Origin of the sequence: Micromonospora alfalfae (assembly GCF_022230925.1) — a bacterium.
Classification (GTDB): Bacteria; Actinomycetota; Actinomycetes; order Mycobacteriales; family Micromonosporaceae; genus Micromonospora; species Micromonospora alfalfae.
On the sequence record NZ_JAKKFH010000034.1, the window covers coordinates 42,583 to 66,587 of the forward strand.

The window sequence follows — 24,005 nt, forward strand, 5'->3', positions numbered from 1 at the left end:
TGTCTGGCCGGAGTAACTGAAGGTAATGGAACATCCGCACCGCGTTGTCCTACTGGCCGGCCCATCGGGGTCCGGAAAGTCGTACATAGCGCAGCAAACCGGCCTGCCGGTGCTGTGCTTGGACGACTTCTACAAAGACGGCGATGACCCTACGTTGCCGAGACGAAACGGCCAGGTGGATTGGGAATCGCCGCACTCCTGGGACGCCCCCAGTGCGGTGGAAATCATTGCCCAACTTGCCCGCGAGGGCCGAGCCGATGTGCCGGTTTATGCGATCGGCGCTGATCGGCGGGTAGCCACCCGGCCATTTGATGTCGCCGGATCGCCACTTTTCGTGGCCGAAGGGATCTTCGCCGCCGAGATTGTCGAGGAGTGCCGTCGCCGCGGCCTGCTCGCCGGGGCGTACGCGCTGCGCCGCCCGCGCGGGGCCACCTTCCTGCGCCGACTCGCCCGCGACCTGTCCGAGCAGCGCAAGGCGCCTCGGGTGCTGATTCGGCGCGGGGTGGCGCTGCTCCGTGCCGAGCCTGCGGTGCTGCGCCGGCAGATGGGCCTCGGCGCGGAGGCGGCCCGGGCCCGGGAGGTGCTGCGCCGGGTGGCCGGTCTGCTCGCCGGCCACCCACATGGCTGAGCTCAGGCCAGCAACTTCGCGTACGCCGGCTTGATCACGTCGTCGATGATCCGCAGCCGCTCGTCGAACGGGATGAAGGCGCTCTTCATCGCGTTGATGGTGAACCACTGCAACTCTTTCCAGCCATAGCCGAACGTCTCCACCAGTAACGACATCTCCCGCGACATCGAGGTGCCGCTCATCAGCCGGTTGTCGGTGTTGACTGTCACCCGGAAACGCAGGTCCCTCAGCAGGCCGATCGGGTGGTCCGCGATCGAGCCCACAGCACCGGTCTGCACGTTCGACGAGGGGCACAGTTCCAGGGGGATCCGCTTGTCCCGGACGTACGCGGCCAGCCGGCCGAGCGAGCCGTCGGGGGCGATGTCGTCGACGATCCGCACCCCGTGGCCGAGCCGGTCCGCCCCGCACCACTGGATCGCCTGCCAGATCGACGGCAGACCGAACGCCTCGCCGGCGTGGATGGTGAAGTGGAAGTTCTCCCGTTGCAGGTACTCGAAGGCGTCCAGGTGCCGGGTGGGCGGAAAGCCCGCCTCGGCGCCCGCGATGTCGAAGCCGACCACTCCGGCATCCCGGTGCCGCACGGCCAGCTCGGCGATCTCCTGGGAACGGGCGGCGTGCCGCATCGCGGTGAGCAGCGTGCCCACCCGGATGGTCAGGCCCGCCTCGACCGCCTGGGCGGTGCCCTCGGCGAACCCGGCCAGCACCGCCTCGACCACCTCGTCCAGGCTGAGGTCCCGTTCCAGGTGCTGCTCCGGGGCGAACCGCACCTCGGCGTAGACCACGCCGTCGGCGGCCAGGTCCAGGGCGCACTCGCGGGCCACCCGACGCAGCGCGGGCGCGGTCTGCATGACCGCCACGGTGTGCGCGAACGTCTCGAGGTAGCGCTCCAGGGAACCGGAGTCCGCCGCGTCCGCGAACCAGCGTCCGAGCGCCTCCGGGTCGGTGGTGGGCAGCTCGTGGCCCACCTCGGCGGCCAGGTCGACGATCGTCGCCGGCCTCAGCCCGCCGTCGAGGTGGTCGTGCAGCAGCGCCTTCGGGACCTTGACGATGTCCTCGTACCGGATAGTTGCGACCATGCTCAGACCCTAGTCAGGGGCCTGGGCGGACCGGTACAGGACCGGCCGGGCGTCACGGTCGCCAGCCGTACACCCGGTGCACGTGGAGGCGGATCACGAGCCGTCCGTCGGCGACCATGGCGGCCCGGTAGTCCGCCCAGTCCGGGTGGTCGCCGCGAATCCGGCGGTAGACCTCCACCAGTTCGTCGACCGTCTCGTCGGTGGTGGCCATGGCCGGCTCGCTGAGCGTCACGGTCCCCTCCGCTACCGCGTACGCGCCGCCGTCCGGGGTGGTGACGTGGAAGCTGGCCCGGGGATCGCGGCGCAGGTTGCGCACCTTCGCCCGGTCCCCGGTGGTGGAGCAGCGGAGCAACTCCGGCTCGGCCAGGTAGTCGAGGTTGGACAGCTGGGGCCGCCCGTCCCGGCGCACTGTGACAAGCACTCCGCGCCCCCGCTGACCGAACAGCTCCCACAGTCGGTGAGAATTGGTTGACATGTCATCGAACCTAGGGGCAAGTCGATGACATGTCAACGAAAGCGTTAGACTCGACCTGTGGAAGCACCCCGCTGGCTGGACGAACGGGAGGAGCGCGCCTGGCGCGGCTACCGCCGGATGCGTCTCCTGCTCGACCTGGAGCTGGCCCGGGAGCTGACCCAGGACGCCGGCCTCTCCGAGGCCGACTACGACGTGCTGTCCGACCTCTCCGAGACACCGCAGGGGCGGCTGCGCCTGCGGGAGTTGGCAGACCGCATGCTCTGGTCGCGCAGCCGGCTCTCCCACCACCTGACCCGGATGCAACAGCGCGGGCTGGTGACCCGCGAGGAGTGCGCCGACGACGCCCGGGGGTCGGTCGTCGTCCTCACCCCCGCCGGGCGGCAGGCCATCGAGTCCGCCGCCCCCGGTCACGTGGCCGCCGTCCGCCGGCACCTGATCGACCTGCTCACCCCCGCAGAGGTCGACGCCCTCGGCGCGCTCACCCACCGGGTGGTCGACCACCTCGCCGCACCCGGCCTCCGAGCCACCCGGCCGCAGCCCGCAGCGGAGGCCTGACGTGGATCCCCGCATCCTCGGCCGTTTGCGCTGCCCGGTCTGCGGCGAGCCGCTGGCCGAGGCGACCGCGGGCAGCACCGCTACGCTGCGCTGCCCGCGCCGACACAGCTTCGACATCGCCCGGCAGGGGTACGTCAACCTCCTCGCCGGGCGCGCCCCGCACGCCGGCGACAGCGCCGAAATGGTCGCCGCCCGGGCGGACTTCCTCGCCGCCGGGCACTACGACCTCATCTCGGCCGCCCTCTCCGCCGCCGCGACGGAGGCCGTCGGTCGGCTCCGCGCGTCGGCAGCCAGGCACCCGGAAGCTGCCCCGTCCGCCCTTTGCTCTGCTTCAACCGACGAAACGGTTTCCGGGCCGGACCGTAGCGCGGAGGTAAGCAGAGCAAAGGACACAACAGCAGAGGTACGGGTCGAGCCGCCGACACCCGACCTCGGGGCGTACCCCCTGGTGGTGGATGCCGGCGCTGGCACCGGCCGGTACCTCGGCGCGGTGCTGGCGGCGCTGCCGGACGCCGTGGGTCTGGCCCTGGACGTGTCCAAGCCGGCGCTGCGCCGCGCGGCCCGCGCGCATCCCCGGGCCGCCGCCGCGCTCGCCGACACCTGGCAGCGACTGCCGCTCGCCGACGCCTCGACCGACGTGCTGCTGAACGTCTTCGCCCCGCGCAACGGCCCGGAGTTCCACCGGGTGCTCGACCCGGCCGGCGCGTTGCTGGTGGTCACGCCCGACACCGACCACCTCGCGGAGTTGGTGGACGCCCTCGACCTGCTGCGGGTGGACCCGGACAAGGCCGACCGGGTGGCCGCCAGCCTGGGCGGGCATTTCACGCTCGTCAGCTCGGCGGTGCACCGGGCCGAGCTGGCACTGACCCGGCCGGAGGTCGCCACACTGGTCGGGATGGGCCCCAGCGCCTGGCACACCGACCCGGCCGCGTTCACCACCCGGCTGGCCGCGCTGCCCGAACCGGCCCGGGTCACCGTGGCGGTCCGGCTCGACGTCCTGCGACCTCGCTGACCTCAGGTGGAGAGGTCGACCTCTTCCCAGCCGGGCGGCTCGTCGTGGTACGGCCCGCGCAGAATCACCGCCCACTCCAGCGCCCAACGCCGCTGCCCGATCGCGTTCGCGTCGACAAGGCCCGGTGCCCGCCGGCCACCACGCTCGGTCTCCAGGTACGCCCAGTCGAGGCAGTAGTGCAGGTCGAGCAGGGCGGCCGCGTCGGCCGGGTGCTGCGGCGCCGTGAGGATCCGGGAGCGCCAGTGCGGGAAGGTCTCCCCCTCGGCGATGTGCGGCAGCCGCTCGACCAGCCGTTCGTCGACTGCCAGCGTCGGGTCGAGCTGTTTGCTCAGCCCGAGCACCCAGGCCAGCGCGAAGAGCGCGTCGTGGTGCAGCACGAACGACCGGTGGTCGCCTTTGCCGCCCATCACGAACTGCCACTCCGGCGGGGTGACCATGTCGACCAGGTGCGAGCCGAGCAGCCAACTCATCGCCGCCTGCGGTGGCATCCCGAAACAGCGGGCCAGGATCAGGTGCAGCACCGCGATCCGCGCCTCGATCTCCCCTGTCGGACGCAGGTCGATCTGATCACCCGGCTCCCAGACGAGGGGGAACTGGGCCGGCGGCAACGGCAGGCCGAGCCGGGACAGCTCGTCCAGGCTCGCCTCGCGCACCTCACGTGGGTCGGGGGCAGCAACGGTCACGGCGGATCTTCCTGTCTGCTCGCGCCGGCGCAAGGCCGGTTGTCCCCCCTTGGCCTGCGACAATAGCGCTCCCAGGTGACCGGCACCACGCCAGGGCGACGCTGGATCGGTCAGCCGATGCGTTCGATGACCAACGACGTCGCCGCCGGGGCCGTCGGCGCGATCCGCACCGCGGTGGCGGCTTCGGTCCGCGCGGCCGGAATCCGCGTCGCGTCGTCGGCGCGCAACTCGTAGAGCGCGTCACCGGCCCGCACCTCGTCACCCGGCCGTTTGTGCAACACCACGCCGGCCGGCACGCTGACCGGGTCCTCCTTGCGCGCCCGACCCGCGCCGAGCCGCCACGCCGCAACCCCCATCGCGTACGCGTCGATGGCCGCGACGTAACCGTCCCGCTCGGCGCGGACCACCTCCACCTCGGCGGCCGTTGGCATCGGCGCGTCCGGGTCGCCGCCCTGCGCCCGGATCATCGCCCGCCAGGAGTCCATGGCCCGGCCGTCGCGCAGCGCGGCAGCCGGATCGGCGTCCGGCAGACCAGCCGCGTCGAGCATCTCCCGGGCCAGCGCGAGGGTCAGCTCCACCACGTCGGCAGGTCCACCACCGGCCAGCACCTCGACCGACTCGGTCACCTCGACCGCGTTGCCGATCGCCAGGCCGAGCGGGGTGGACATGTCGGTGAGCAGGGCGACGGTCCGCACCCCGTGCGCACCGCCCAGCTCGACCATGGTGCGCGCCAACTCGCGGGCCTGCTCGACGGACTTCATGAAGGCGCCCGAGCCGACCTTGACGTCGAGGACCAGCGCCCCGGTGCCCTCGGCGATCTTCTTGCTCATGATCGAGCTCGCGATCAGCGGGATCGCCTCCACGGTGCCGGTCACGTCGCGCAGCGCGTACAGCTTGCGGTCGGCGGGGGCGAGCCCGGCGCCGGCCGCGCAGATCACCGCACCGACCTCGTCCAGTTGGGCGATGAACTCGTCATTGCTCACTGTGGCGCGCCAGCCCGGGATGGACTCCAACTTGTCGAGCGTGCCACCGGTGTGCCCGAGACCCCGGCCGCTCAGCTGCGGCACGGCCGCGCCACACGCCGCCACCAGCGGGGTGAGCGGCAGAGTGATCTTGTCGCCGACGCCGCCGGTGGAGTGCTTGTCGACGGTCGGCCGGCGTACCGCCGACAGGTCCAACCGCTCACCGCTGGCGATCATCGCGGCGGTCCACCGGGCGATCTCCGGCCCGGTCATGCCGTTGAGCAGGATCGCCATCGCCAGCGCGGACATCTGCTCGTCGGCGACAACCCCCCGGGTGTACGCGTCGACCACCCAGTCGATCTGCGCGTCCGACAGCACCCCGCCGTCCCGCTTCACCCGAATAACGTCAACAGCAGCAAAACCACTACTCATCAGAAGATCTTTCTTAGTCGGTTGGAGAAACCGTGCCCGACGGTCGGCCCCGGCCCCAAACAGCAACCACAATCAAGACCAGCGCACCGGGATCTCAGCCGGCGGCTCACCCTCACCGGCCCAGAAGATGGTGCCGGTGGCGTCCACCACAACCACCCGGGGCGTCCGGGCCAGGCCCCAGGTGATCGCCTCGGCCGGGTCGTCCCAGCTCGGCGCCTCCTCCAGCACCCCGGTTTCGGCGCCGACGTCGTCTCCGGCCGACCGCTCCCAGTACGCCGTCCAGACCTGCTGACCAGCGGACATGTCCGGGTGCACGAAGACGGTGCCGCGCCCGCGCCAGGCGGCGAGCCGCTCCGGGACCACCGGCACCGGTGTCTCACCGGTGACTGCTTCCAGGTCCTCCACGCCGAAGGCGTGCGGCAGCAGCTCGGCCATCCGCAGTGGCCGGGTCTTGCTCTCGATCAGGCACTCCGGCCCGCCGTGCTCCCAGAGCAGCTGCCGGCAGCGGCCGCACGGCATCAACGGCTCGCCGGTCGCGTCGACGCAGGAGAGCGCGACGATCCGGCCACCACCGGTGGCGTGCAGGCTGGACACGACCCCGCACTCGGCGCAGAGCGTCACCCCGTACGCGGCGTTCTCGACGTTGCAGCCGACAACCACACGGCCGTCGTCGACCAGCGCGGCCGCGCCGACCGGGAACGTCGAGTACGGCGCGTACGCGTGCCTCATCGCGTCGGTGGCGGCGGCGCGCAACTGCGCCCAGTCAATGTCGGTCATGCCATCATTCTGCCGAAGTAGCCCAGGTCAGAGGCGGGCAGGGCCGCTCCCCGGCCCGGCACGCAGCGGTCTGTGGTGATAGTCGTCAGCCCTTGATGTACGGCTTGCCGTCGGCGGCCGGTGCCCGGACCCGGCCGACCAGCCCGGCGACCGCCAGGATGGTCGCCAGGTACGGCAGCATGGCCAGGAACTGGCTGGGGATGACGCTGTTGATCGCCCCCAGGTAGGTGGCGAGTTGGTCGGCGAAGCCGAAGAAGAGCGCGGCGAGCAGCGCGCCGGTCGGGTTCCACCGGCCGAAGATCAGCGCGGCCAGGGCGATGAAGCCCTTACCGCCGATCATGTTCTTGGTGAACGAGTAGAGCGCCAGCGTGTAGGACGCGCCGCCGATGCCGGCGACCACACCGGCCAGCAGCACGTTGCGGTAGCGGACCCGCAGCACCTTGACGCCGAGCGTGTCTGCGGCGATCGGGTGCTCGCCGACCGAGCGGGTCCGCAGCCCCCACCGGGTGCGGAACAGCCCGATGTGGATCACCAGGACCAGGAGCAGCCCGAGGTAGAGGAAGATGTTGCCGCGGAACAACGCCGGCCCGAGCACCGGGATGTCCTTCAGCAGCGGGATCTCCCAGTTGCTGAAGCGGGGCGCGCTGTTGTACTTCGCGGCGTCGGTCTGCATCAGCCGCTCGTAGAGGAAGCCGGTGACGCCGACGGCCAGCAGGTTCAGCACGATGCCCATGACGACCTGGTCGACCAGGTAGCGGATGGCGAAGACGGCCAGCAGCAGCGAGATGAACGCCCCACCGATGGCGGCGGCGACGAGGCCCACCCAGACGCTGCCGGAGATGCTGCCGAACAGCGCGCCGCTGAACGCGCCCATCAGCAGTTGGCCCTCGATGGCCACGTTGACCACGCCGGACCGCTCGCAGAGCACACCGGCGAGCGCGCCGAAGATCAGCGGCAGGGCCAGGATGAACGTGCCCCGGATGATGTTGACCAGCGGCATGAAGTTCTGCCCGGTCGGGGCGGCGGAGACCTGCCAGCAGAGGAACGACAGCACGAAGGCGACCAGCCCGACGCCGAGCACGGGTAGGAACCATCGCTTCGGCACCCCGGCGAGCAGAGCTGCGCCGGCGGCGACCGTGATGATCCCGAACAGGATCGCCCCGATCGTGCCGTTGATCTCCAGTGCGGCGCCGGCCGCGTCGTCGCTGAGCGTGAACCGGGCCTGCTGGTCGGTGGCGAGCGCGCCGAAGAGCACCGCTGACAGCAGGCCGAGCGCGAGCAGCGTGAGACCGACCTTCCGGCTGCGGGTCCAGAAGCCCTCGTCGACCGGGGCGACCGCGATGTCGGGGACAGCCATGGTGGACATGAGTTACCAGCCCTTCGCCAGGCTCGTCTGCAACCGGGCGGCGCGCGCGGCCCGGAGCTGGAAGATCGCCTTCACCAGGGCCGGTGCGGCGATGAAGATGACGATCAGCGCCTGGAGCACCGTCACCAGCTCCAGCGAGATCCCGGAGTACGACTGCATCCGGTTACCACCGGCCTGAAGCGCGCCGAACAACAGCGCGGCCAACAGCACCCCCCAGGGCTTCACCCGCCCGAGCAGCGCCACCAGGATGCCGTCGAAGCCGATCTGCGCGACCACCAGCGGGGTCAACGCGCTGGCGGTGGAGCCGAGCACCATGTTCGAGCCGCCGAGGCCGGCCAGGATTCCGGCGAAGACCATGATCAGGATGTACGTCCGGGTGACGCTGATGCCTGCGGTCCGGGCGGCGTCCGGGTTCGCGCCGACCGCGCGCAGCTCGAAGCCGAGCGTCGAGCGGTTGAGCAGCCAGGCGACCGCCCAGGTGGCCAGCACGGCGAGCAGGATGCCGGCGTGCACCCGCAGGTTGTCGCCGAGCAGTCGGGGCAGCTGGGCGGAGGTGTCGACCGCCTTGCTGATCGCGTCGGTGCGGTTCGGGTCCTGCACGCCGTTCTGCACGATCAACCAGGTGAGGAAGTACGTGGCGACGTAGTTGAGCATGATCGTGTTGATCACCTCGTGCGCGCCGGCACGGGCCTTGAGGATGCCGGGGATGAAACCCCAGATCGCTCCGCCCAGCGCGCCGGCCAGCACTGCCACCAGCAGGTGCAGGCCGGGCGGCAGGGGCAGCAGGAAGCCGGCCAGCGCCGCCATGATCACGCCGATGGTGGCCTGGCCCTGGGCGCCGATGTTGAACAGGCCGCCCCGGAAGGCCAGCGCCACCGACAGGCCGGTGAAGACCAGCGGCGCCGCGTAGGTCAGCGTCTCCGAGATCGGCGCGAGCACGGCCTGCCAGCCGTTGGCGCCGTCCAACCAGCCGGAGAACGCCTCGGGGTCGAAGATCGAGCCCTTGAACAGGTTCGCGTACGCCTCGCTGACGAGCGTCCAGCTGGAGTTGATCGCGTCGGACGGGCGCGAGGTGATGTACGAGTAGGTGGAGAGCACGTCGGGATCAGAGATGATCATCAGCACCGCGCCGACCACGATCGCCAGCACCAACGACAACAGCGTCACAGTGAAGGTGTTGGCCGCCCAGAGGTTGTCCAGGAACAACCGGCCCAGGCTCGGCTTCGGCTCAGGCTCCGGGCCCGGCTTCGCCGCCGAGCGGTCCGGCTCGGTCGCCACCTCGGCGCGTTCGGTGTTGCCGAGCGCGTTCTGCGCGGCCTGCGCCTCGCTCGCCGGCTCCTTGTCCGGGGAGCCCGACTGCGGGTTGGGGTTGGTCATGCCTCGTCCTCGCTCGCGGAGCCTGCGTCGTTCGCCGGGCTCCCATCTGCCACGCCGGGGCTGTCGGCGGCGGTCGCCGCTCCAGGCTCGTCGGCGGCGGGTGCTGCGATGGCGTCGTGGGCCGCGTCCGGGCTGATGCCGGCCATCAGCAGGCCGATCTCCTCACGCGGGGTGTCCGGGCCGACGATGCCGATGATCCGGCCGCGGTACATCACAGCGATCCGGTCGGCCAACCCGATCACCTCGTCGAGTTCGCTGGAGACCACCATGACGGCGGTGCCGATGTCTCGTTCACGGATGACCTGGCTGTGGATGAACTCGATCGACCCGACGTCGACACCACGGGTCGGCTGGGCGGCGATGAGGAGCTTCAGCGGCCGGGACAGCTCCCGGGCCACGATCACCTTCTGCTGGTTGCCGCCGGAGAGGGTGCCCACCGCCGCGTCGGCCGATGAGGTACGAACGTCGAACTGCTCGATCCGCTCCTTCGCGGAGGCGGCGATCGCGTCCGGCTTCAGCGCGAGCCCGGCACCGAACGGCGGCCGGTCGTAGATGTCCAGCACCAGGTTCTCCGCGACGCTGAACTCCTTGATCAGGCCGTCCACGCTGCGGTCCTCGGGTACGTAACCGACGCCCGCCCGGAGCACCCTCTTGGGCTTCCAGCCGTTGATCCGGTCGCCGGTCAGGCTGATCGTGCCGGCGAGCACCGGGCGCAGGCCCATGATCGCCTCGATCAGCTCGGTCTGACCGTTGCCCTGTACACCCGCAACGCCGAGCACCTCGCCCGCGCGCACTGTCAGGTCGACGCCGTCGACCGCGCGGATCTGCCGGTCGTCGTCGACGACCAGCCCGGCCACCTCCAGCACCGGGTCGCCCGGCGTGGCCGGGGTCTTGTCCACCGTGAGCCGGACGTTGCGCCCGACCATCAACGCGGCCAGCTCATCCCGGCTGGCCTCCGGCGAGGCCGTGCCGACTGTCTTTCCGCGTCGGATCACGGTGATCCGGTCGGCGATGGCCTTGACCTCGCCAAGCTTGTGGGTGATGAAGACGATCGACTTGCCGGCCGCCTTGAGCGACCGCATGACCGTCAGCAGCTCCTCGGTCTCCTGAGGGGTGAGCACCGCTGTCGGCTCGTCCAGGATGAGCAGGTCGACGTCGCGGGTGAGCGCCTTGACGATCTCGACGCGTTGCTGGATGCCGACCGGCAGGTCCTCGATCACCGCGTCCGGGTCGACCCGCAGGTTGTAGCGCTCGGACACCTCGGTGACCTCGCGCCGGGCCCGCCGCCGGTCCAGGAAGCCGGCGATGCCGCCCCTGATCTGCTCGGCGCCGAGCATGATGTTCTCGGTGACGGTGAAGACCGGCACCAGCATGAAGTGCTGGTGCACCATGCCGATCCCGGCCCCGATCGCGTCGGACGGGCCCTTCAGCTTCAGCGGCTTGCCGTCGACAAGGATCTCGCCCTCGTCGGGCTGGTAGAGCCCGTAGAGCACGTTCATCAGTGTCGACTTGCCCGCGCCGTTCTCGCCGAGGAGGGCGTGAATCTCTCCAGGCTCCACCGTCAGGTCGATGTGATCGTTGGCGACCAGATCACCGAACCGCTTGGTGATGCCGCGCAGTTCGAGTCTCAGCGCAACCTCCTGGAGTGCGAGCGATGGTGCAGCCTAGCTGCCGTCGTACCGGCCGGACCGGACCGGCCGCCGTGGTGCGCGATCGGCCGCTCCGACCCCGCGGGGTGTCCGCAGAGCCGGAGCGGCCGATCGGTCGTACCTGTCTCCCGCCGGCCCTCCCGATGATCTCACCGGAGCGGCCGGCCGGTTGTCACTTGGTCGGCTGGGCCTTCGAGGTGACGGTGATGGTGCCGGCGGCGATGTCCGCCTTGATCTTGTCGACCTCGGCCTTCAGCTCGGCCGGAACCTTGCTGTCGAAGTCGTGGTACGGAGCGATCGAGACACCGTTGTTGGCCAGGGTGCCGACGAAGCCCGGGTTGGCCGGAAGCTTGTCACCGGCGGCGGCCTTGACCACGGCCTCCTTGACGGCCTCCGGGATGTTCTTGACCACGGTGGTGATGATCGCCGCGCAGTCCGGGGTGCTCTCGCAGCCGTCGACGTCCACCCAGATGGTGCTGTACTTGCCACCCGACGCCTTGGCCGCGGCGGTGGTGCCGAGGCCGGAGCCGCCGGCGACCGGCATGATGATGTCCGCGCCCTGGGCGACCAGCGCGTCGGAGACCTTCTTGCCCTCGTCCTGCTTGTCGAAGGCGTTGGAGAAGGAGCCCTTCTGGGTCTCCTTGTTCCAACCCAGCGCCTGGACGTTCTTGCCCTTGGTGGTGTTGAAGTACTTCACACCATCGACGAAACCGTCCATGAAGATGGTCACCGGCGGGATCGGCACAGCACCGTAGGTGCCGACCTTGCCGCTCTTGCTCATCCCGGCGGCCAGGTAGCCGGCCTGGAACGCGGCCTGGGCGGTGTCGAACTGCATCGGGTAGACGTTGGCGTCACCCGGGTTCGCGTCGACGATGCCGAACTCCTGGTTCGGGTTCGCCTTGGCGATCTTCGAGGTGGCGTTGGCCATCAGGCCACCGACCGCCAGGATGAAGTCGCACTTCTGGTTGACGAACTGCGTCAGGTTCGGCTCGTAGTCGGCCTCGGCCTTCGACGCGACGTACTTGATGTCGATGTTGTCGTTGGCGGCCTTGGCCTCCTGCAGGCCCTTCCAGGCCGAAGCGTTGAACGACTTGTCGTCGATGCCGCCGACGTCGGTCACCATGCAGGCGCTGAACTTCTTGGCGCCACTGCCGGCGTTGTTGTCATCCTTGGGCGCCTCGCCACAAGCGGCGGCGGTGAGCGCGAGCCCACCCACCGCGAAGATCGAGGCGATCCGCATCCCACGCACCGAGCGCAAGACGTCTCCTTCCCATTGCACACCGCGCCTTGTGCGGTGGCAGCCCATCAGCCGACCTGCGGGTGTGCCGCCGGCTGTCCCACGTTACGGACGGGAGCGTACGCCCGCGTCCACCCACCGGCCGACAATCGTGCACGACTGTTGAGCGCCTGTTACCCGGGTGTAACCCTTGCGTGGGGCAAGTCACTCTTCGTGCTGGTAACCGAGCGCCACGGCGTCCGCAACGTCCGTTTTCTGGAGGCGTTTTCCTCCTCGGACGTTACCGCCAAAAGACCGCGACCGCCGCGTTGACCAGGGTCAGACCGACGATCGCGAGGAAATGACCGCGGTTGACCACGTCCCGCTTCCGGGAGAAGAAGACCATGACGAAGATCAGCAGCGCGATCACCAACTTCGTCACAAGTTTTGCCGGGTTCGGCTCGTCGTCGCCGCCGCCGCGCAGCGGCGCGGAGAGGCCCAGCCCGGTCAGCAGCTGGATCACCGCGCCCCACAGCATGGCCGGGTTGATCCGCAGCCGACCGCTGGCGTACTGGGCGATCGAGCCACCGAGCAGCAGGGCGAACCCGATCAGATGGACGTAGAGAAGGATGAGTCTGAGAGCTTCCACGCCGCCCATCCTCTCCCATCAACGACACTTTGTAGTAGTGGGTAGGCCGGTCGGCGCGTCCAGGCCGACCGGCCACGGTCGACTACCTATCCCTTCACGGCGCCGGAGGTGAGACCGGAGACGATGTACCGCTGGAGGAACTGGAACACCAGCACCGTCGGGATCGCGGTCAGCAGGGTGCCGGCCGCGAAAATGCCGAAGTTGGTGTTCCGCTCGCCGCCCTGCAACATGCCCCGCATGCCGACCGCGAGGGTCTTGGCGTCCGTGTCGGTGAGGAAGACGCTCGCCATCAGGAACTCGTTGATGGTGTTGATGAAGGCGAGCAGCCCGGTCACCGCGAGGATCGGCGCCACCAACGGCAGCATGATCCGGAAGAAGACCTGGGCGTGTGAGGCCCCGTCCATGGTGGCCGACTCGTCCAGCTCCCGGGGGAGGGTGTCGAAGAAGCCCTTCATCAGCCAGGTGTTCACGCCCAGCGCGCCACCCAGGTAGAGCAGCAGCAGGCCCCACGGCGTGTTGAAGCCGATGGCCGGCCACAGGTCGGTGATCGTGCCGAAGATCAGGAAGATCGCCACGATCGCCAGGAACTGCGGGAACATCTGGATCAACAGCAGCGACAGCAACCCCACCCGTCGGCCCTGGAACCGCATCCGGGAGAAGGCGTACGCCGCGAGCGCGGAGAGGAAGACCGAGGCGAACGCGGCCCCACCGGCGATGAGCAGCGAGTTCAGGAACCAGTGGGCGAACTCGGTGCGCGCGAACAGGTTCCCGAAGTTCTCCAACGACACCCCGCCGGTCGGCACCAACTCGGTGGACGACAGGGTGCCGAGTGGATTGAGCGCCGCCGAGACGACGAACACGAGCGGAAAGAGACTGAACAGCACGCCGAGCAGGCCGACCAGGTGCCGCCAGCCGACCTCGGCGAACCATCGCTTCTTCCGCTTGCCCCCGTTGCGGTTGACCGCCGCCGGGCCATTCGCGCCGCCCGTGACGGCGGCGCCGGTGAGCATGGTCATGCGTACACCTCCTCCTGTTGGCGGGTCCGCCGGAAGCTGACCGCCGACACCACCGCGACGATGGCGAAGATGAACAGCGAGATGGCCGCGGCGAAGCCGAACTGTGCGGCCTGCCCACCGAATGCCAACCGGTAGGTGTAGGTGATCAGCAGGTCGGTGGCGCCGTTGCTGGGGTTGTCCGCCGGGAACGGCGCGCCCTCGGTGGTCAGGTAGATCGCGTTGAAGTTGTTGAAGTTGAACGCGAACGACGAGATCAGCAGCGGCGAGAGCGCGACCAGTAGCAGCGGCAGGGTGACCGCCCGGAACGACTGCCAGCGCGACGCCCCGTCGACCGAGGTGGCCTCGGTCAACTCCCGTGGGATGGCCTGTAGCGCGCCGGTGGCAACCAGGAACATGTACGGGTAGCCGAGCCAGAGCTGCACCAGGATCACCGCGGCGCGGGCAGACCAGTCCTGCCCGAACCAGTCGACGCTGAGCCCGAACAGGTTGTTGATCAGCCCGAAGTCGGTGTTGAACATGTCCCGCCAGACCAGCAGCATCGCGAAGGACGGCATGGCGTACGGCAGGATCAGCAACATCCGGTAGAGGTTGGTGCCCCGCATTCGGGGCGAGTGCAGCGCCAGGGCGATCAACATGCCGAGGATGAACGTGCCGCCGGTGGAGCCGATGGCGAAGGCGAAGTTCCAGATCAGCGTGCCGAGGAACGGCCCGGAGATCCGCTCGTCGGTGAGCACCCGGGTGAAGTTGGACAGCCCGACGTTCACCTTCCAACCCTGGGCCAGCCGCTCGCCGTCGGCGGCGACGAACGCGCCGACCTCGCCGTCCGCGGTCCAGGTCTTGCCGCTGTCGCTGTCCTTGACGCAGTCGCAGCCGGCGTCGTACGCCCGGACGGCCTTGCCCTCGTACGCCCGGGACAGGCCGGACGAGCGCAGCGCGCCTCCGGCGGTCGGCACCACCAGGTCCGTGATGTCCTTGCTGCGGGCGCTGGCCTGGCCGAAGTTCAGCACTGTGTAGCCGTCGGCCGCGGTGACCTTCCCGCCGGGGCCGACGGTGGCCGCGCCGGGATCGAGCGGGCGCAGGCCCCCGGCGTCGCCGACGGAGACCGTGTCGGTTCCTGGCTTGGTGATCAGGAAGACCAGTGCGCCGGTGGCCGGGTCGCCCTTGGTGGCTACCGACAACGGGTACTGGGTGGACCCCGGGACCTGCTTCACCGAGGAGCTCTGGATCGCGACGATCGCGTCGTCCTTGCTGCCGCGGTGGCCGTCGCCGAAGTTGGTGAAGGCCGTGCTCGCGGTGTAGAGCACCGGCACGACCTGGAAGGCGATCAGGAAGAGCGTGCCGGGGATGAGGTACTTCGCCGGGACGTGCCGGCGGCCCAGGTACAGATAGAACAGTGCGGCGGTGGTCAGCATCAGCACCGCCAGCCCGACCCACTTCTCGGCCTCCACGAGCGGGAAGGCCGCCCAGATCGCGATCCCGGCCACCAGGCCGAGCAGGATCACCTTCGCGGCGAGGCCGGCCGCGGTGATCGGCGCGTGGTTCCGCGCGGTACGGGAGGTGCGCGGGGACCCGGTGCGGACGGGCCCCCGGCCCGGGGCCTGCTGGGCAGACCCCGGGCTGGACAGCGGTGTGCTCATTACTTGATCGAACCGGCGATCGTCTTGCCAGCCGCGGTAACCGTGCTGGTCGGGTCGGCGCCGCCGATGACGGCTGCCTCGGCCTTGCCGAACGGGTCCCAGATCGCGGCCATGGCCGGGATGGCCGGGAGCACCTGGCCGTTCCTGCCGGCCTCGATGAACTTGGCCAGGTCCGGGTCGCTGCTCTTGACCTGGTCCAGCGCGGCGGTCAGCGCCGGCGGGCGCGGGTCGGCCTGGTAGAGCGCCACGGCCAGGTCCGGCTTGGTGACGTAGTTGGCGACGAACTCCTGGGCGAGAGCCTTGTTCTTGCCCTTGGCCGCCACGTAGAAGGACTGGACGCCCACGAACGGCGCGGCCGCCTTGCCGCCGGCGAAGCCCGGAACGGCGGAGACGTCGTACTTGATGCCAGCCTTCTTCACGTCGGCGGTGGCCCACGGCCCGGAGACCAGGAAGGCGCACTTCTTGCCGGTGAAGGTGGCGGTCGAGTTGGTGTCGGCGATCGAGCGCTTCAGCACGCCCTCGCCCTTCTCGCCAAGCGCGGCGATCTTCTTGAACGCGGCGATCGACTCCGGCTTGCCCACGCCCAGGTCCTTCGGGTCGTAGTCGCCGTTCGCGGTTGTGCCGAAGAGGTAACCGCCGGCCGAGCTGTACAGCGGGTAGATGTGGTAGGCGTCGCCCTTCTGGCCGACCTGGAGGCAGAGCGTCTCGGTGACCTTCTTCTGCGCCTTGAGCTGCTTGCCGGTGGCGACCAGGTCCTCGATCGTCTTCGGTGCCTCGGGGGCCAGTTCGGTGTTGCGGATCAGCGCCAGGTTCTCCTGGGCGTAGGGCACGCCGTAGAGCTGACCGTTGAACGTGACGGCCTTGACGGCGGTTTCGTTGAAGGCGGCCTTCTGCTCGTCGGACAGCTGCACCGGGTCGATGGCACCGTTCTGGACCAGGTTGCCGATCCAGTCGTGCGCGCCGATCACCACGTCCGGGCCACCGCCCTGGCTCGACACGGTCACGAAGTTGTTCTGGAGGTCCTCGTTCGGGACGGCCTGGACCTCGACGCTGACGCCGTTCTCCTGGCCGAACTTCTCGGCGAACGGCTTGAGTGCGGCGGTCCGCTTGTCGTCCGCCCAGATCACCAGTTTGCCGCCGGCGGCCTTGGGGGTGTCCTTCGCGGCCGGCTCGTCGCTGTCGCCACCGCAGCCTGAGGCGGCGAGCGCCAGGGCGAAGAGGGCGACCACACCCGCGGTACGGATGCGCATCGGTGCTCCTGTCGTCATGGCGGGTCCGCCGGGGGAAGGGCGGCCCGCCAGTGGAAACCTCTGGAAGTTCTTGCCATCCGGCGCATTGATGCTGCGCCGCTGCTCTCGCATGTTGCGGGGACGTTAGCAAGACGTTGCAAGGAATGGAAGGGCTTGCAAGACACCCCGCAAGAACTTGCCGGTGGGCTAAAGTGCCGCCATGCGCGCTCGACTGTCCGACATCGCCCAGCAGGCCGAAGTCAGCGAGGCCACGGTGTCGCGGGTGCTCAACGACCGCCCCGGCGTGGCCCCGGAGACCCGGCAGGCCGTCCTCACCGCCCTCGACGTGCTCGGCTACGAGCGCCCAGCCCGGCTGCGTAAGCGCAGCGCCGGCCTGGTCGGCCTGGTGGTGCCGGAGCTGGACAACCCGATCTTCCCCGCCTTCGCCCAGGTCATCGAGTCCACCCTGGCGCAGAGTGGTTTCACCCCGGTGCTCTGCACCCAGACCGCCGGCGGCGTGACCGAGGACGAGTACGTGGAGATGCTGCTGGACCGGCAGGTCTCCGGGATCGTCTTCGTCTCCGGCCTGCACGCCGACACGGCCGCCAACCACGACCGCTACCGGGCGCTGCTCGCCCGGCCGCTGCCGGTCGTGATGATCAACGGGTACGTGCCCGGCATCGGCGCGCCCTTCGTCTCCTGCGACGACCGGGAGGCGGCCGAACTGGCGGTCGCCCATCTGGTCGCCCTCGGACACCGACGGATCGGCCTGATCACCGGGCCGGACCGGTTCGTCCCGGTGCAGCGCAAGGTGGCCGGCTGGCGTTCCGCGATGACCCGGCTGGCCGGCGTCGCCGAAGCCGACCTGGGCCCCCTCGCTGAGCTGTCACTGTTCGGAGTGGAGGGTGGCGAGGCGGCGGCCGGCCGCCTGTTGGACCGCGGCGTCACAGGCGTGGTCTGCGGCTCCGACCTGATGGCGCTCGGCGCGGTCCGGGCCGCCCGCCAACGCGGCCTCAACGTCCCCGAGGGCCTCTCCGTGGTCGGCTACGACGACTCCCCGCTGATGGCCTTCACCGATCCGCCGCTGACCACAATGCGGCAACCGGTCACCGCGATGGCGGTGGCCGCCGTCCGCGCCCTGGTGGACGAGATCAACGGGCACGGCGCCCCGAACTCGGAGTACCTGTTCCGCCCGGAGCTGGTGGTGCGCGGCTCGACAGCTGTCGCGCCGACTTCCGCCCGCTTGTCTTACGCAAGATCTGCTTGACTCTTGCAGCAACGGGCCGGCATATTGCTCGGATGATCAGCACTGCCACCCCGCCGCACGCCACCGACGACGACTGGTGGCGCTCCGCGGTCGTCTATCAGGTGTACGTCCGCAGCTTCGCCGACAGCGACGGCGACGGCACCGGCGACCTCCAGGGCATCAGGCAGCGCCTGCCGTACCTGCGCGACCTCGGGGTGGACGCGCTGTGGCTGACCCCCTTCTACACCTCGCCGATGATCGACGGCGGGTACGACGTGGCGGACTACCGGGACGTCGACCCGATGTTCGGCACCCTCGCCGACTTCGACGCGATGATCACCGACGCGCACGCCCACGGCCTTCGGATCATCGTCGACCTGGTGCCCAACCACACCTCCAGCGCGCACCACTGGTTCACCGCGGCGCTCGCCGCCGGCCCCGGCTCACCGGAGCGGGCCCGCTACCTCTTCGCCGACGGTCAGGGCACGCACGGCGAGTTGCCCCCGAACGACTGGGAGAGCATCTTCGGCGGCCCCGCCTGGACCCGGATCCCTGACGGCCAGTGGTATCTGCACCTGTTCGACAGGTCCCAGCCGGACCTGAACTGGCGGCACCCGGAGGTCCGCGCCGAGTTCGAGGACGTGCTGCGGTTCTGGCTGGACCGGGGCGTCGACGGATTCCGCGTCGACGTGGCGCACGGCATGATCAAGGCGGAAGGGCTGCCGGACGTCGGCTTCAGCACGGCGACCACCGGCCAGCGCCAGGTCGAACTGCTCGGCAAGGGCCGGCTGCCGTACTTCGACCAGGACGAGGTGCACGAGATCTACCGGGCCTGGCGGCCCATCCTGGACAGCTACCCGGGCGGCCGGATGGCTGTCGCCGAGGCGTGGGCCGAGACGCCACAGCGCCTGGCCCGCTACATCGGCCCGGACGAGTTGCACCAGGCGTTCAGCTTCGACTTCCTCGACGCCACCTGGTCGGCCGACTCGTTCCGCAAGGTGATCGACACCGCGTTGGCAGAGGCGACAGTCGTCGGGGCGCCGACCACCTGGGTGCTGTCCAACCACGACAAGCAGCGGCACGTCACCCGGTACGGCGACGGCGTCGAAGGGCTGCGCCGAGCCCGGGCCGCCAGCCTGCTGATGCTCGCCCTGCCCGGCTGCGCCTACCTCTACCAGGGTGAGGAACTGGGCCTGCCGGAGGTCCTCGACCTTCCCGATGAGCTGCGCCAGGATCCGGCGTTCCTGCGCACCGGCGAGAGCCGCGACGGCTGCCGGGTGCCCATTCCGTGGAGCGGCGAGCTGGCCCCGTACGGCTTCGGGCCGGCCGGCAGTGAGCTGAGCTGGCTGCCCGCCCCGGCGCTCTGGCAGGCGCTGTCCGTCACGGCGCAGACCGACGTGCGCGGCTCGACCCTGGAGCTGTACCGGACCGCGCTGCGGATCCGCCACGTTCATCCCGCGCTCGCTCTCGACGCCGACGGGGTCACCTGGCGGGAGAGCGAGCCGGGCGTGCTGGCCTTCTCCCGCTCCGCCGGCGCGGCCGTGCTGACCTGCGTGGTCAACTTCAGCGGCGCGCCGGTCCTGATCGACGGGTACGGTCAGCCGCTCGTCGCCAGCGACCAGCTCACCGAACAGGGCTCCGGCCAGCTCCTGCCAATTGACGCGGCAGTCTGGTTGGAACGGCGCTGAACGGGTAACTCGTTCTCGACCTGGTCGTTCGTCGTGCCCCGCGCCGACGGGCGACTGGGCTACCGGCCCCTTGTGGTGGGGGGTGAGGTGCCACCGGCGCCGCGCGGAGTCCGCTCCGTGTGGCGCCGGTGTCCGTGTGCCGCCGGTGGTTGAATCCGCAGCTGGCGGGGTACCGAATCGGGCACCATCACGACGGAGGTGACCCCCATGGCGGTACGGATCGCCCAGTGCACGCTCGACGTCGAGGACCTGGACCTGATGGTTGCGTTCTGGGCCGCGGCGCTCGGCTACGAGGTCGAGAAGGGCGACGACGGCAGCGCCAAGCTCTGGCCGCCGGGGCAGCCGTCCGCCGCCGCGCCAACCGTGTGGTTGCAGGGCTCGGGCACCGCCAAGCGGGGCAAGAACCGGCTGCACCTCGACCTGGTCGCGGACACGGACCCTCAATCCGAGGTACGGCGGCTGCTGAGCCTCGGCGCGCGGCAGGTAGACGTCGGGCAGACCGGGACCGAACAGTTCACTGTGCTCGCCGATCCCGAGGGCAACGAGTTCTGCGTGCTGGACCGCGCGCCGACCCGCTGACGTCTCACTTCGCGGTGAGCAGCGCCGCGATCCGGGTCCAGCCGGCGCGTACCTCTGCCTCGTCCGGCGGTTCGGCGGGCTCACCGTGGCCGGCCTCGTCGGCTGCCGCGTCCAACTCCTCGTCGATCACGTCCTCGAAGTCCCCGTACAGGTCGGCCCCCTCCACCTGCCGGGCCTCGTCCTCGGCGGCGACCTGCGCGGCGGCGATCTCGCTGCGGATCTCGTCGGGGGACAGCGCCGGCAGCAACGGCTCCACCACTGCCATCAACTGCTCCTCAGCCACCACCGCCTCGGCCAGGGCCAACGCGTGCGGTCGCTCGTACGGCCCACAGACCACCGGCTCCCACTCGTCGAGATCACCGAGCGGACCGAAAGTGATGATCCATGGCAGGCCGAGGAGCGGTGAGTCCGCCGGCAGGTCCAGTGTCATGAGTGCGCCCACCGGCTCATCATGGTCCGCGAACGCGAGCGCCGATGCCGTTCTTCTCAGTTATCGCCCGTCCGACTGTCGATCGGCGGCCGGTCAGCCGGGGCGGACCGCGTCCAGGGCGGCGCGGACCAGGGCGAGCGCGGTGGCCGGCGGCACCCCGAGCCGGGCTGCCTCCGCCGCGTAGCCGGACGCCGTCCGCTGCAACCGGTCGACGGCGTCGTCCCGCCCGGGGGCGACGAAGGTGCCGTTGCGCCCCCGCGTCTCCAGCAGCCCAGCCGCCTCCAACTCCCGGTAGGCGCGGGCCACCGTGTTCGCTGCCAACCGCAGGTCGGCGGCGAGCTGCCGCACTGTGGGCAGTCGGCTGCCCACCGGCAACCGGCCGTCGCCGATCAGCTCGGCGAGTTGCACACGCACCTGCTCGTACGGGGGCACCGACGAGTCCGGGTCGACCGAGATCAGCACCTGCGCGCCTTCCGTCATCAGCCCCCACCGCCCGGCGCACCGGGGTCGATGCCCTCGTCGACATCCTTCGGTGCGGCGGGGGTCTCCGCCAGGTCCACCACTCGGCCGTTGGTGCTGGTCGCCAGGAGCGCCGCGCCGAACAGCACCAACTGGTTGAGCAGGTAGAGGTACAGCAGCAGACCGACGGCGCCGGCCACAACTGTGTACGCCGGGTTCCGCTCGGTCCGCACCACGTAGTACCGCCCGACGGTGTTCAGCAACGTGATGCCGACAGCCACCAGCACCACCACCGGGCGCAGCCGCGACCGGCTCATCCGCAGCCGGGGGACGGCCAGCAGCAACGCGGTGGCGAGCACCGTGTTGACCAGCACGCTGAGCACCGCGCTGATGGTGGTCAGACCCACCGACCCGGTGCTGCGCAGCAGGAAACGCAGCAGCGACTCCAACGCGTCCACCGCCGCGACCGAGACGCCGAGCAGCACGAAGACACCGATCATCACGCCCAGGTCGACGAGCCGCCGCACCACCAGATTGCCCGGCTGCTGGTTGAGCTGGTACATCAACCGTTGCGAAGACCGGATGGCCTCGACCCAACCGATCCCGGTGAAGACAAGGATGACAAGGCCGACCACACCGACAGTGCCGCTGGAGTTGGCGATCTGCTCGGCGTCCAGGAACGGCAGATTTTCCTTGAGGAAGTCGGCCGCCGCCGCGCTGACCTCGTCGTTGTCCTCCAGGATCGCCCCGAAGATGGAGAACGCGACAAGGGCGAGGGCGAACACGGCGAAGAAGCCGTAGTAGGCGATGGCTGCGGCCAGTCGGCCGGCCAGCACCTCGCCGTACAGCACACCGGCCCGCCACACATGATCGAAGAGCCCCGACCGGTGGCGCGCGGCGCTCACCCAGCGGTCGATGCCCGCCTCGATCCGGCCGATCACGTTCACGCGATCATCCTCGCCGATCTCCCGCCGCTGTAGTGGCAACCGGCTCCCGATGCTCGCCGGCCGGCGCGTCGCCGATGCTTCAGGTGCTGACGGCTCGATTGCCGGCGCTTCGGTTGCTGGCGCTTCAGGTGCCGAGGCAGAAGTCCCGACGCGGCTGCCACCTGGCCTGCCCGCTGTGCGAGAAGAGGGTGAACCCGTCGACCTCGAACATCGCGGAGAAGTCGGCCAGATCCTCGTACACCCTGTCCAGGGCCTCCGGTGCCACGTCCTGAGCCACCGTGACGTGCGGATGGTACGGGAAGCGAAGCTCGCGGTGCAGGCCCGGCGCGGCGGCGATGGCCGCGGCCAGCAGCTCGCACTCGCTGATCCCCGCGGCCACCGCGACGAACACCACCTGGGTGACCGGACGAAACGTGCCGGTGCCCCGCAGGTGCAGCGTGAACGGCAGGTGCGCGGCGGCGACGGCGGCCAGGTGCCGCTCGATCGCCGGCAGGTTGGCCGTCCGGATCTCGGTGGGCCCGAGCAACGTCACGTGCGCGGGCACCGCCAGCGGATCACCGGCCTCGACCCGCCGCCGGGTGAGCAGGGCGCCCCACGGCTCGGGAATGTCCACCGCGATGCCGATCTGGATGGTGTCGCCGGTCGGCGGCACCCCGCCACTGCGATCCACGCTTCGCGCCGCCCCTCCGACCACCGAACCGTCCACCTGTACCGCGGAATTACTCGCCGCGCACGGGCGGGAAGAACCCCACCCGCTCGTACGCGGACCGCAGGGTCGTCGCGGCCACCACGCGGGCCTTCTCCGCGCCGGCCGCGAGCAGCTTGTCCAACTGCGCCGGATCGTCGAGGTAGGCGCGGGTGCGCTCCTGGATCGGCCGGACGAAGTCCGTCACCACCTCGGCCAGCTCCTTCTTCAGATCGCCGTAGCCGCGGCCCGCGTAAGCGGCCACCAACTCGTCGATGCTGCGGCCGCTGAGCGCCGAGTAGATGGTCAACAGGTTGGACACACCCGGCTTTGTCTCGGCGTCGAAGACGATCTCCCGACCGGTGTCGGTCACCGCCGAACGGATCTTCTTCGCGGACCGGGCCGGATCGTCGAGGAGGTCGATGATGCCGGCCGGCGAGGACGACGACTTCGACATCTTCGCGGTCGGGTCCTGCAGGTCGGTGATCTTGGCAGTGTCCTTGACGATGTGCGGCGCGGGCACCGTGAAAGTCGCGCCGAACAGCGAGTTGAAGCGCTGGGCCAGATCCCGGGAGAGTTCCAGGTGCTGGCGCTGGTCCTCGCCGACGGGGACCGCGTTGGCCTGGTAGAGCAGGATGTCGGCGGCCTGGAGGACCGGATAGGTGAACAGCCCGACGCTGGCCCGCTCGTTACCCTGCTTCTGCGACTTGTCCTTGAACTGGGTCATCCGGCTGGCCTCGCCGAAGCCGGTGATGCAGCCGAGCACCCAGGCCAGCTGCGGGTGCTCGGGCACCTGCGACTGGACGAACAGGGTGCTGCGTTCCGGGTCGAGCCCGACCGCGAAGAGCTGGGCCGCCGCCACCCGGGTCCGCTGGCGCAGCAGCGCCGGATCGTGGCCCGCGGTGATGGCGTGCAGGTCCACCACGCAGTAGAACGCGTCGTGGGTGTCCTGTAGCGCCACCCAGTGCCGGACCGCGCCGAGATAGTTGCCGAGGTGGAACGAGTCGGCTGTCGGCTGGATGCCGGAGAAGACGCGGGGCCGGGCGGGAACGTCGGACATGGCGATAATTCTGTCAGCAAGCAACCCGGTCCGTCATGACGGGCCGGCGGGTCGGCTCCGGCCCGCCGGTGCCGGGGTGCTGACCTCGCCCGCTTCGCCCGCGCCGACCCGGCGCGTCGGCCCGACCGCGACCCGGCGGTGCTGCCCCGCCACCGCCTCCCGGGCCGGCTCG

At 70.1% G+C, this 24,005-nt stretch carries 24 protein-coding genes; 6 read left to right on the forward strand and 18 right to left on the reverse strand.

Features of this window, described 5'->3' with window-relative positions; genetic code table 11:
- The first annotated feature begins 334 nt into the window (after positions 1-334).
- Positions 335-628, forward strand: coding sequence for a hypothetical protein (locus MED01_RS25820; protein ID WP_238410792.1), 294 nt, complete (start codon positions 335-337; stop codon positions 626-628).
- Between the two features lie 2 nt (positions 629-630).
- Here the strand turns inward: MED01_RS25820 and MED01_RS25825 are convergent, their stop codons facing one another.
- Positions 631-1,704: an adenosine deaminase gene (locus MED01_RS25825; RefSeq protein ID WP_238671138.1), complete on the reverse strand. Its 1,074-nt coding sequence runs from the start codon at positions 1,702-1,704 to the stop codon at positions 631-633.
- Between the two features lie 52 nt (positions 1,705-1,756).
- Positions 1,757-2,179 (reverse strand): PPOX class F420-dependent oxidoreductase, encoded by a 423-nt coding sequence (locus MED01_RS25830; RefSeq protein ID WP_238671139.1) that lies wholly within the window; start codon positions 2,177-2,179, stop codon positions 1,757-1,759.
- 57 nt (positions 2,180-2,236) lie between these two features.
- Between MED01_RS25830 and MED01_RS25835 the strand changes: the two genes are divergently transcribed.
- Together MED01_RS25835 and MED01_RS25840 are read left to right on the forward strand one after the other, a co-directional pair.
- A complete protein-coding gene (locus tag MED01_RS25835; protein ID WP_238671140.1) occupies positions 2,237-2,734 on the forward strand; it encodes a MarR family winged helix-turn-helix transcriptional regulator in 498 nt (165 codons plus the stop codon).
- A gap of 1 nt (position 2,735) precedes the next feature.
- Positions 2,736-3,746: a putative RNA methyltransferase gene (locus MED01_RS25840; RefSeq protein ID WP_372493719.1), complete on the forward strand. Its 1,011-nt coding sequence runs from the start codon at positions 2,736-2,738 to the stop codon at positions 3,744-3,746.
- Between the two features lie 2 nt (positions 3,747-3,748).
- On the opposite strand, the gene MED01_RS25845 is transcribed toward MED01_RS25840, so the two are convergent.
- The 11 genes from MED01_RS25845 to MED01_RS25895 all read right to left on the reverse strand — a co-directional run bounded on the left by MED01_RS25845 (position 3,749) and on the right by MED01_RS25895 (position 16,760).
- Positions 3,749-4,429, reverse strand: a complete 681-nt coding sequence (locus tag MED01_RS25845; protein WP_091394559.1) for a DUF4272 domain-containing protein — start codon at positions 4,427-4,429, stop codon at positions 3,749-3,751.
- Between the two features lie 110 nt (positions 4,430-4,539).
- A complete protein-coding gene (locus MED01_RS25850) occupies positions 4,540-5,823 on the reverse strand; it encodes a thymidine phosphorylase (protein WP_238671141.1) in 1,284 nt (427 codons plus the stop codon).
- A gap of 72 nt (positions 5,824-5,895) precedes the next feature.
- Positions 5,896-6,600, reverse strand: a complete 705-nt coding sequence (locus tag MED01_RS25855) for a cytidine deaminase (RefSeq protein WP_238671142.1) — start codon at positions 6,598-6,600, stop codon at positions 5,896-5,898.
- A gap of 85 nt (positions 6,601-6,685) precedes the next feature.
- Positions 6,686-7,966: an ABC transporter permease gene (locus tag MED01_RS25860; protein WP_238671143.1), complete on the reverse strand. Its 1,281-nt coding sequence runs from the start codon at positions 7,964-7,966 to the stop codon at positions 6,686-6,688.
- A 3-nt stretch (positions 7,967-7,969) separates the two neighbouring features.
- Positions 7,970-9,343 carry an ABC transporter permease gene (locus MED01_RS25865; RefSeq protein ID WP_238671144.1) on the reverse strand — a complete coding sequence of 458 codons (1,374 nt, stop codon included), beginning with the start codon at positions 9,341-9,343 and terminating at the stop codon, positions 7,970-7,972.
- Positions 9,340-10,974: an ABC transporter ATP-binding protein gene (locus tag MED01_RS25870; RefSeq protein ID WP_238671364.1), complete on the reverse strand. Its 1,635-nt coding sequence runs from the start codon at positions 10,972-10,974 to the stop codon at positions 9,340-9,342. Before MED01_RS25870 ends, MED01_RS25865 begins: the two co-directional genes overlap by 4 nt.
- A 190-nt stretch (positions 10,975-11,164) precedes the next feature.
- Complete coding sequence (locus MED01_RS25875; protein ID WP_238671365.1) at positions 11,165-12,232, reverse strand: BMP family lipoprotein; 1,068 nt, start codon at positions 12,230-12,232, stop codon at positions 11,165-11,167.
- A gap of 277 nt (positions 12,233-12,509) precedes the next feature.
- Positions 12,510-12,857, reverse strand: a complete 348-nt coding sequence (locus MED01_RS25880; protein ID WP_238671145.1) for a hypothetical protein — start codon at positions 12,855-12,857, stop codon at positions 12,510-12,512.
- A gap of 86 nt (positions 12,858-12,943) precedes the next feature.
- Positions 12,944-13,873 carry a sugar ABC transporter permease gene (locus MED01_RS25885; protein ID WP_238671146.1) on the reverse strand — a complete coding sequence of 310 codons (930 nt, stop codon included), beginning with the start codon at positions 13,871-13,873 and terminating at the stop codon, positions 12,944-12,946.
- Positions 13,870-15,510, reverse strand: a complete 1,641-nt coding sequence (locus MED01_RS25890) for an ABC transporter permease subunit (RefSeq protein WP_238671147.1) — start codon at positions 15,508-15,510, stop codon at positions 13,870-13,872. The genes MED01_RS25885 and MED01_RS25890 overlap by 4 nt, the downstream gene beginning before the upstream one ends.
- On the reverse strand, positions 15,510-16,760 hold the full coding sequence (locus MED01_RS25895) for a sugar ABC transporter substrate-binding protein (RefSeq protein WP_238671148.1): 1,251 nt from the start codon (positions 16,758-16,760) through the stop codon (positions 15,510-15,512). The genes MED01_RS25890 and MED01_RS25895 overlap by 1 nt, the downstream gene beginning before the upstream one ends.
- Positions 16,761-16,959: 199 nt before the next feature.
- On the opposite strand from MED01_RS25895, the gene MED01_RS25900 reads away from it, so the two are divergent.
- From MED01_RS25900 to MED01_RS25910, 3 genes are all read left to right on the forward strand, one after another.
- The gene (locus MED01_RS25900; protein WP_238671149.1) at positions 16,960-18,006 is read left to right on the forward strand and encodes a LacI family DNA-binding transcriptional regulator; all 1,047 of its coding nucleotides are present in this window, start codon (positions 16,960-16,962) and stop codon (positions 18,004-18,006) included.
- A 32-nt stretch (positions 18,007-18,038) separates the two neighbouring features.
- Positions 18,039-19,673 carry a glycoside hydrolase family 13 protein gene (locus MED01_RS25905; RefSeq protein WP_238671150.1) on the forward strand — a complete coding sequence of 545 codons (1,635 nt, stop codon included), beginning with the start codon at positions 18,039-18,041 and terminating at the stop codon, positions 19,671-19,673.
- 207 nt (positions 19,674-19,880) lie between these two features.
- Positions 19,881-20,252, forward strand: coding sequence for a VOC family protein (locus tag MED01_RS25910; RefSeq protein WP_238671151.1), 372 nt, complete (start codon positions 19,881-19,883; stop codon positions 20,250-20,252).
- A gap of 4 nt (positions 20,253-20,256) precedes the next feature.
- Here MED01_RS25910 and MED01_RS25915 read toward each other — a convergent pair whose 3' ends face one another.
- The 5 genes from MED01_RS25915 to trpS form a co-directional block, all read right to left on the reverse strand.
- Positions 20,257-20,694, reverse strand: coding sequence for a hypothetical protein (locus tag MED01_RS25915; RefSeq protein ID WP_124820380.1), 438 nt, complete (start codon positions 20,692-20,694; stop codon positions 20,257-20,259).
- A gap of 81 nt (positions 20,695-20,775) precedes the next feature.
- Positions 20,776-21,162, reverse strand: coding sequence for a GntR family transcriptional regulator (locus MED01_RS25920; RefSeq protein WP_238671152.1), 387 nt, complete (start codon positions 21,160-21,162; stop codon positions 20,776-20,778).
- Complete coding sequence (locus MED01_RS25925; RefSeq protein ID WP_238671153.1) at positions 21,162-22,088, reverse strand: YihY/virulence factor BrkB family protein; 927 nt, start codon at positions 22,086-22,088, stop codon at positions 21,162-21,164. Before MED01_RS25925 ends, MED01_RS25920 begins: the two co-directional genes overlap by 1 nt.
- 124 nt (positions 22,089-22,212) lie before the next feature.
- Positions 22,213-22,794: a 2'-5' RNA ligase family protein gene (locus MED01_RS25930; RefSeq protein ID WP_372493721.1), complete on the reverse strand. Its 582-nt coding sequence runs from the start codon at positions 22,792-22,794 to the stop codon at positions 22,213-22,215.
- A 13-nt stretch (positions 22,795-22,807) separates the two neighbouring features.
- The gene (gene trpS / locus MED01_RS25935) at positions 22,808-23,833 is read right to left on the reverse strand and encodes a tryptophan--tRNA ligase (protein ID WP_238671155.1); all 1,026 of its coding nucleotides are present in this window, start codon (positions 23,831-23,833) and stop codon (positions 22,808-22,810) included.
- Positions 23,834-24,005: the final 172 nt, after the last annotated feature.

Excerpts from the sequence above, each read along its gene's own strand:
- MED01_RS25860 (WP_238671143.1), bottom strand. The coding sequence starts at position 7,966 with ATGTCCACCATGGCTGTCCCCGACATCGCGGTCGCCCCGGTCGACGAG.
- MED01_RS25900 (WP_238671149.1), top strand. The coding sequence starts at position 16,960 with ATGCGCGCTCGACTGTCCGACATCGCCCAGCAGGCCGAAGTCAGCGAG.
- MED01_RS25895 (WP_238671148.1), bottom strand. The coding sequence starts at position 16,760 with ATGCGCATCCGTACCGCGGGTGTGGTCGCCCTCTTCGCCCTGGCGCTC.
- MED01_RS25850 (WP_238671141.1), bottom strand. The coding sequence starts at position 5,823 with ATGAGTAGTGGTTTTGCTGCTGTTGACGTTATTCGGGTGAAGCGGGAC.
- MED01_RS25910 (WP_238671151.1), top strand. The coding sequence starts at position 19,881 with ATGGCGGTACGGATCGCCCAGTGCACGCTCGACGTCGAGGACCTGGAC.
- MED01_RS25855 (WP_238671142.1), bottom strand. The coding sequence starts at position 6,600 with ATGACCGACATTGACTGGGCGCAGTTGCGCGCCGCCGCCACCGACGCG.
- trpS (WP_238671155.1), bottom strand. The coding sequence starts at position 23,833 with ATGTCCGACGTTCCCGCCCGGCCCCGCGTCTTCTCCGGCATCCAGCCG.
- MED01_RS25875 (WP_238671365.1), bottom strand. The coding sequence starts at position 12,232 with ATGCGGATCGCCTCGATCTTCGCGGTGGGTGGGCTCGCGCTCACCGCC.
- MED01_RS25920 (WP_238671152.1), bottom strand. The coding sequence starts at position 21,162 with ATGACGGAAGGCGCGCAGGTGCTGATCTCGGTCGACCCGGACTCGTCG.
- MED01_RS25865 (WP_238671144.1), bottom strand. The coding sequence starts at position 9,343 with ATGACCAACCCCAACCCGCAGTCGGGCTCCCCGGACAAGGAGCCGGCG.
- MED01_RS25830 (WP_238671139.1), bottom strand. The coding sequence starts at position 2,179 with ATGTCAACCAATTCTCACCGACTGTGGGAGCTGTTCGGTCAGCGGGGG.
- MED01_RS25885 (WP_238671146.1), bottom strand. The coding sequence starts at position 13,873 with ATGACCATGCTCACCGGCGCCGCCGTCACGGGCGGCGCGAATGGCCCG.
- MED01_RS25890 (WP_238671147.1), bottom strand. The coding sequence starts at position 15,510 with ATGAGCACACCGCTGTCCAGCCCGGGGTCTGCCCAGCAGGCCCCGGGC.
- MED01_RS25825 (WP_238671138.1), bottom strand. The coding sequence starts at position 1,704 with ATGGTCGCAACTATCCGGTACGAGGACATCGTCAAGGTCCCGAAGGCG.
- MED01_RS25905 (WP_238671150.1), top strand. The coding sequence starts at position 18,039 with ATGATCAGCACTGCCACCCCGCCGCACGCCACCGACGACGACTGGTGG.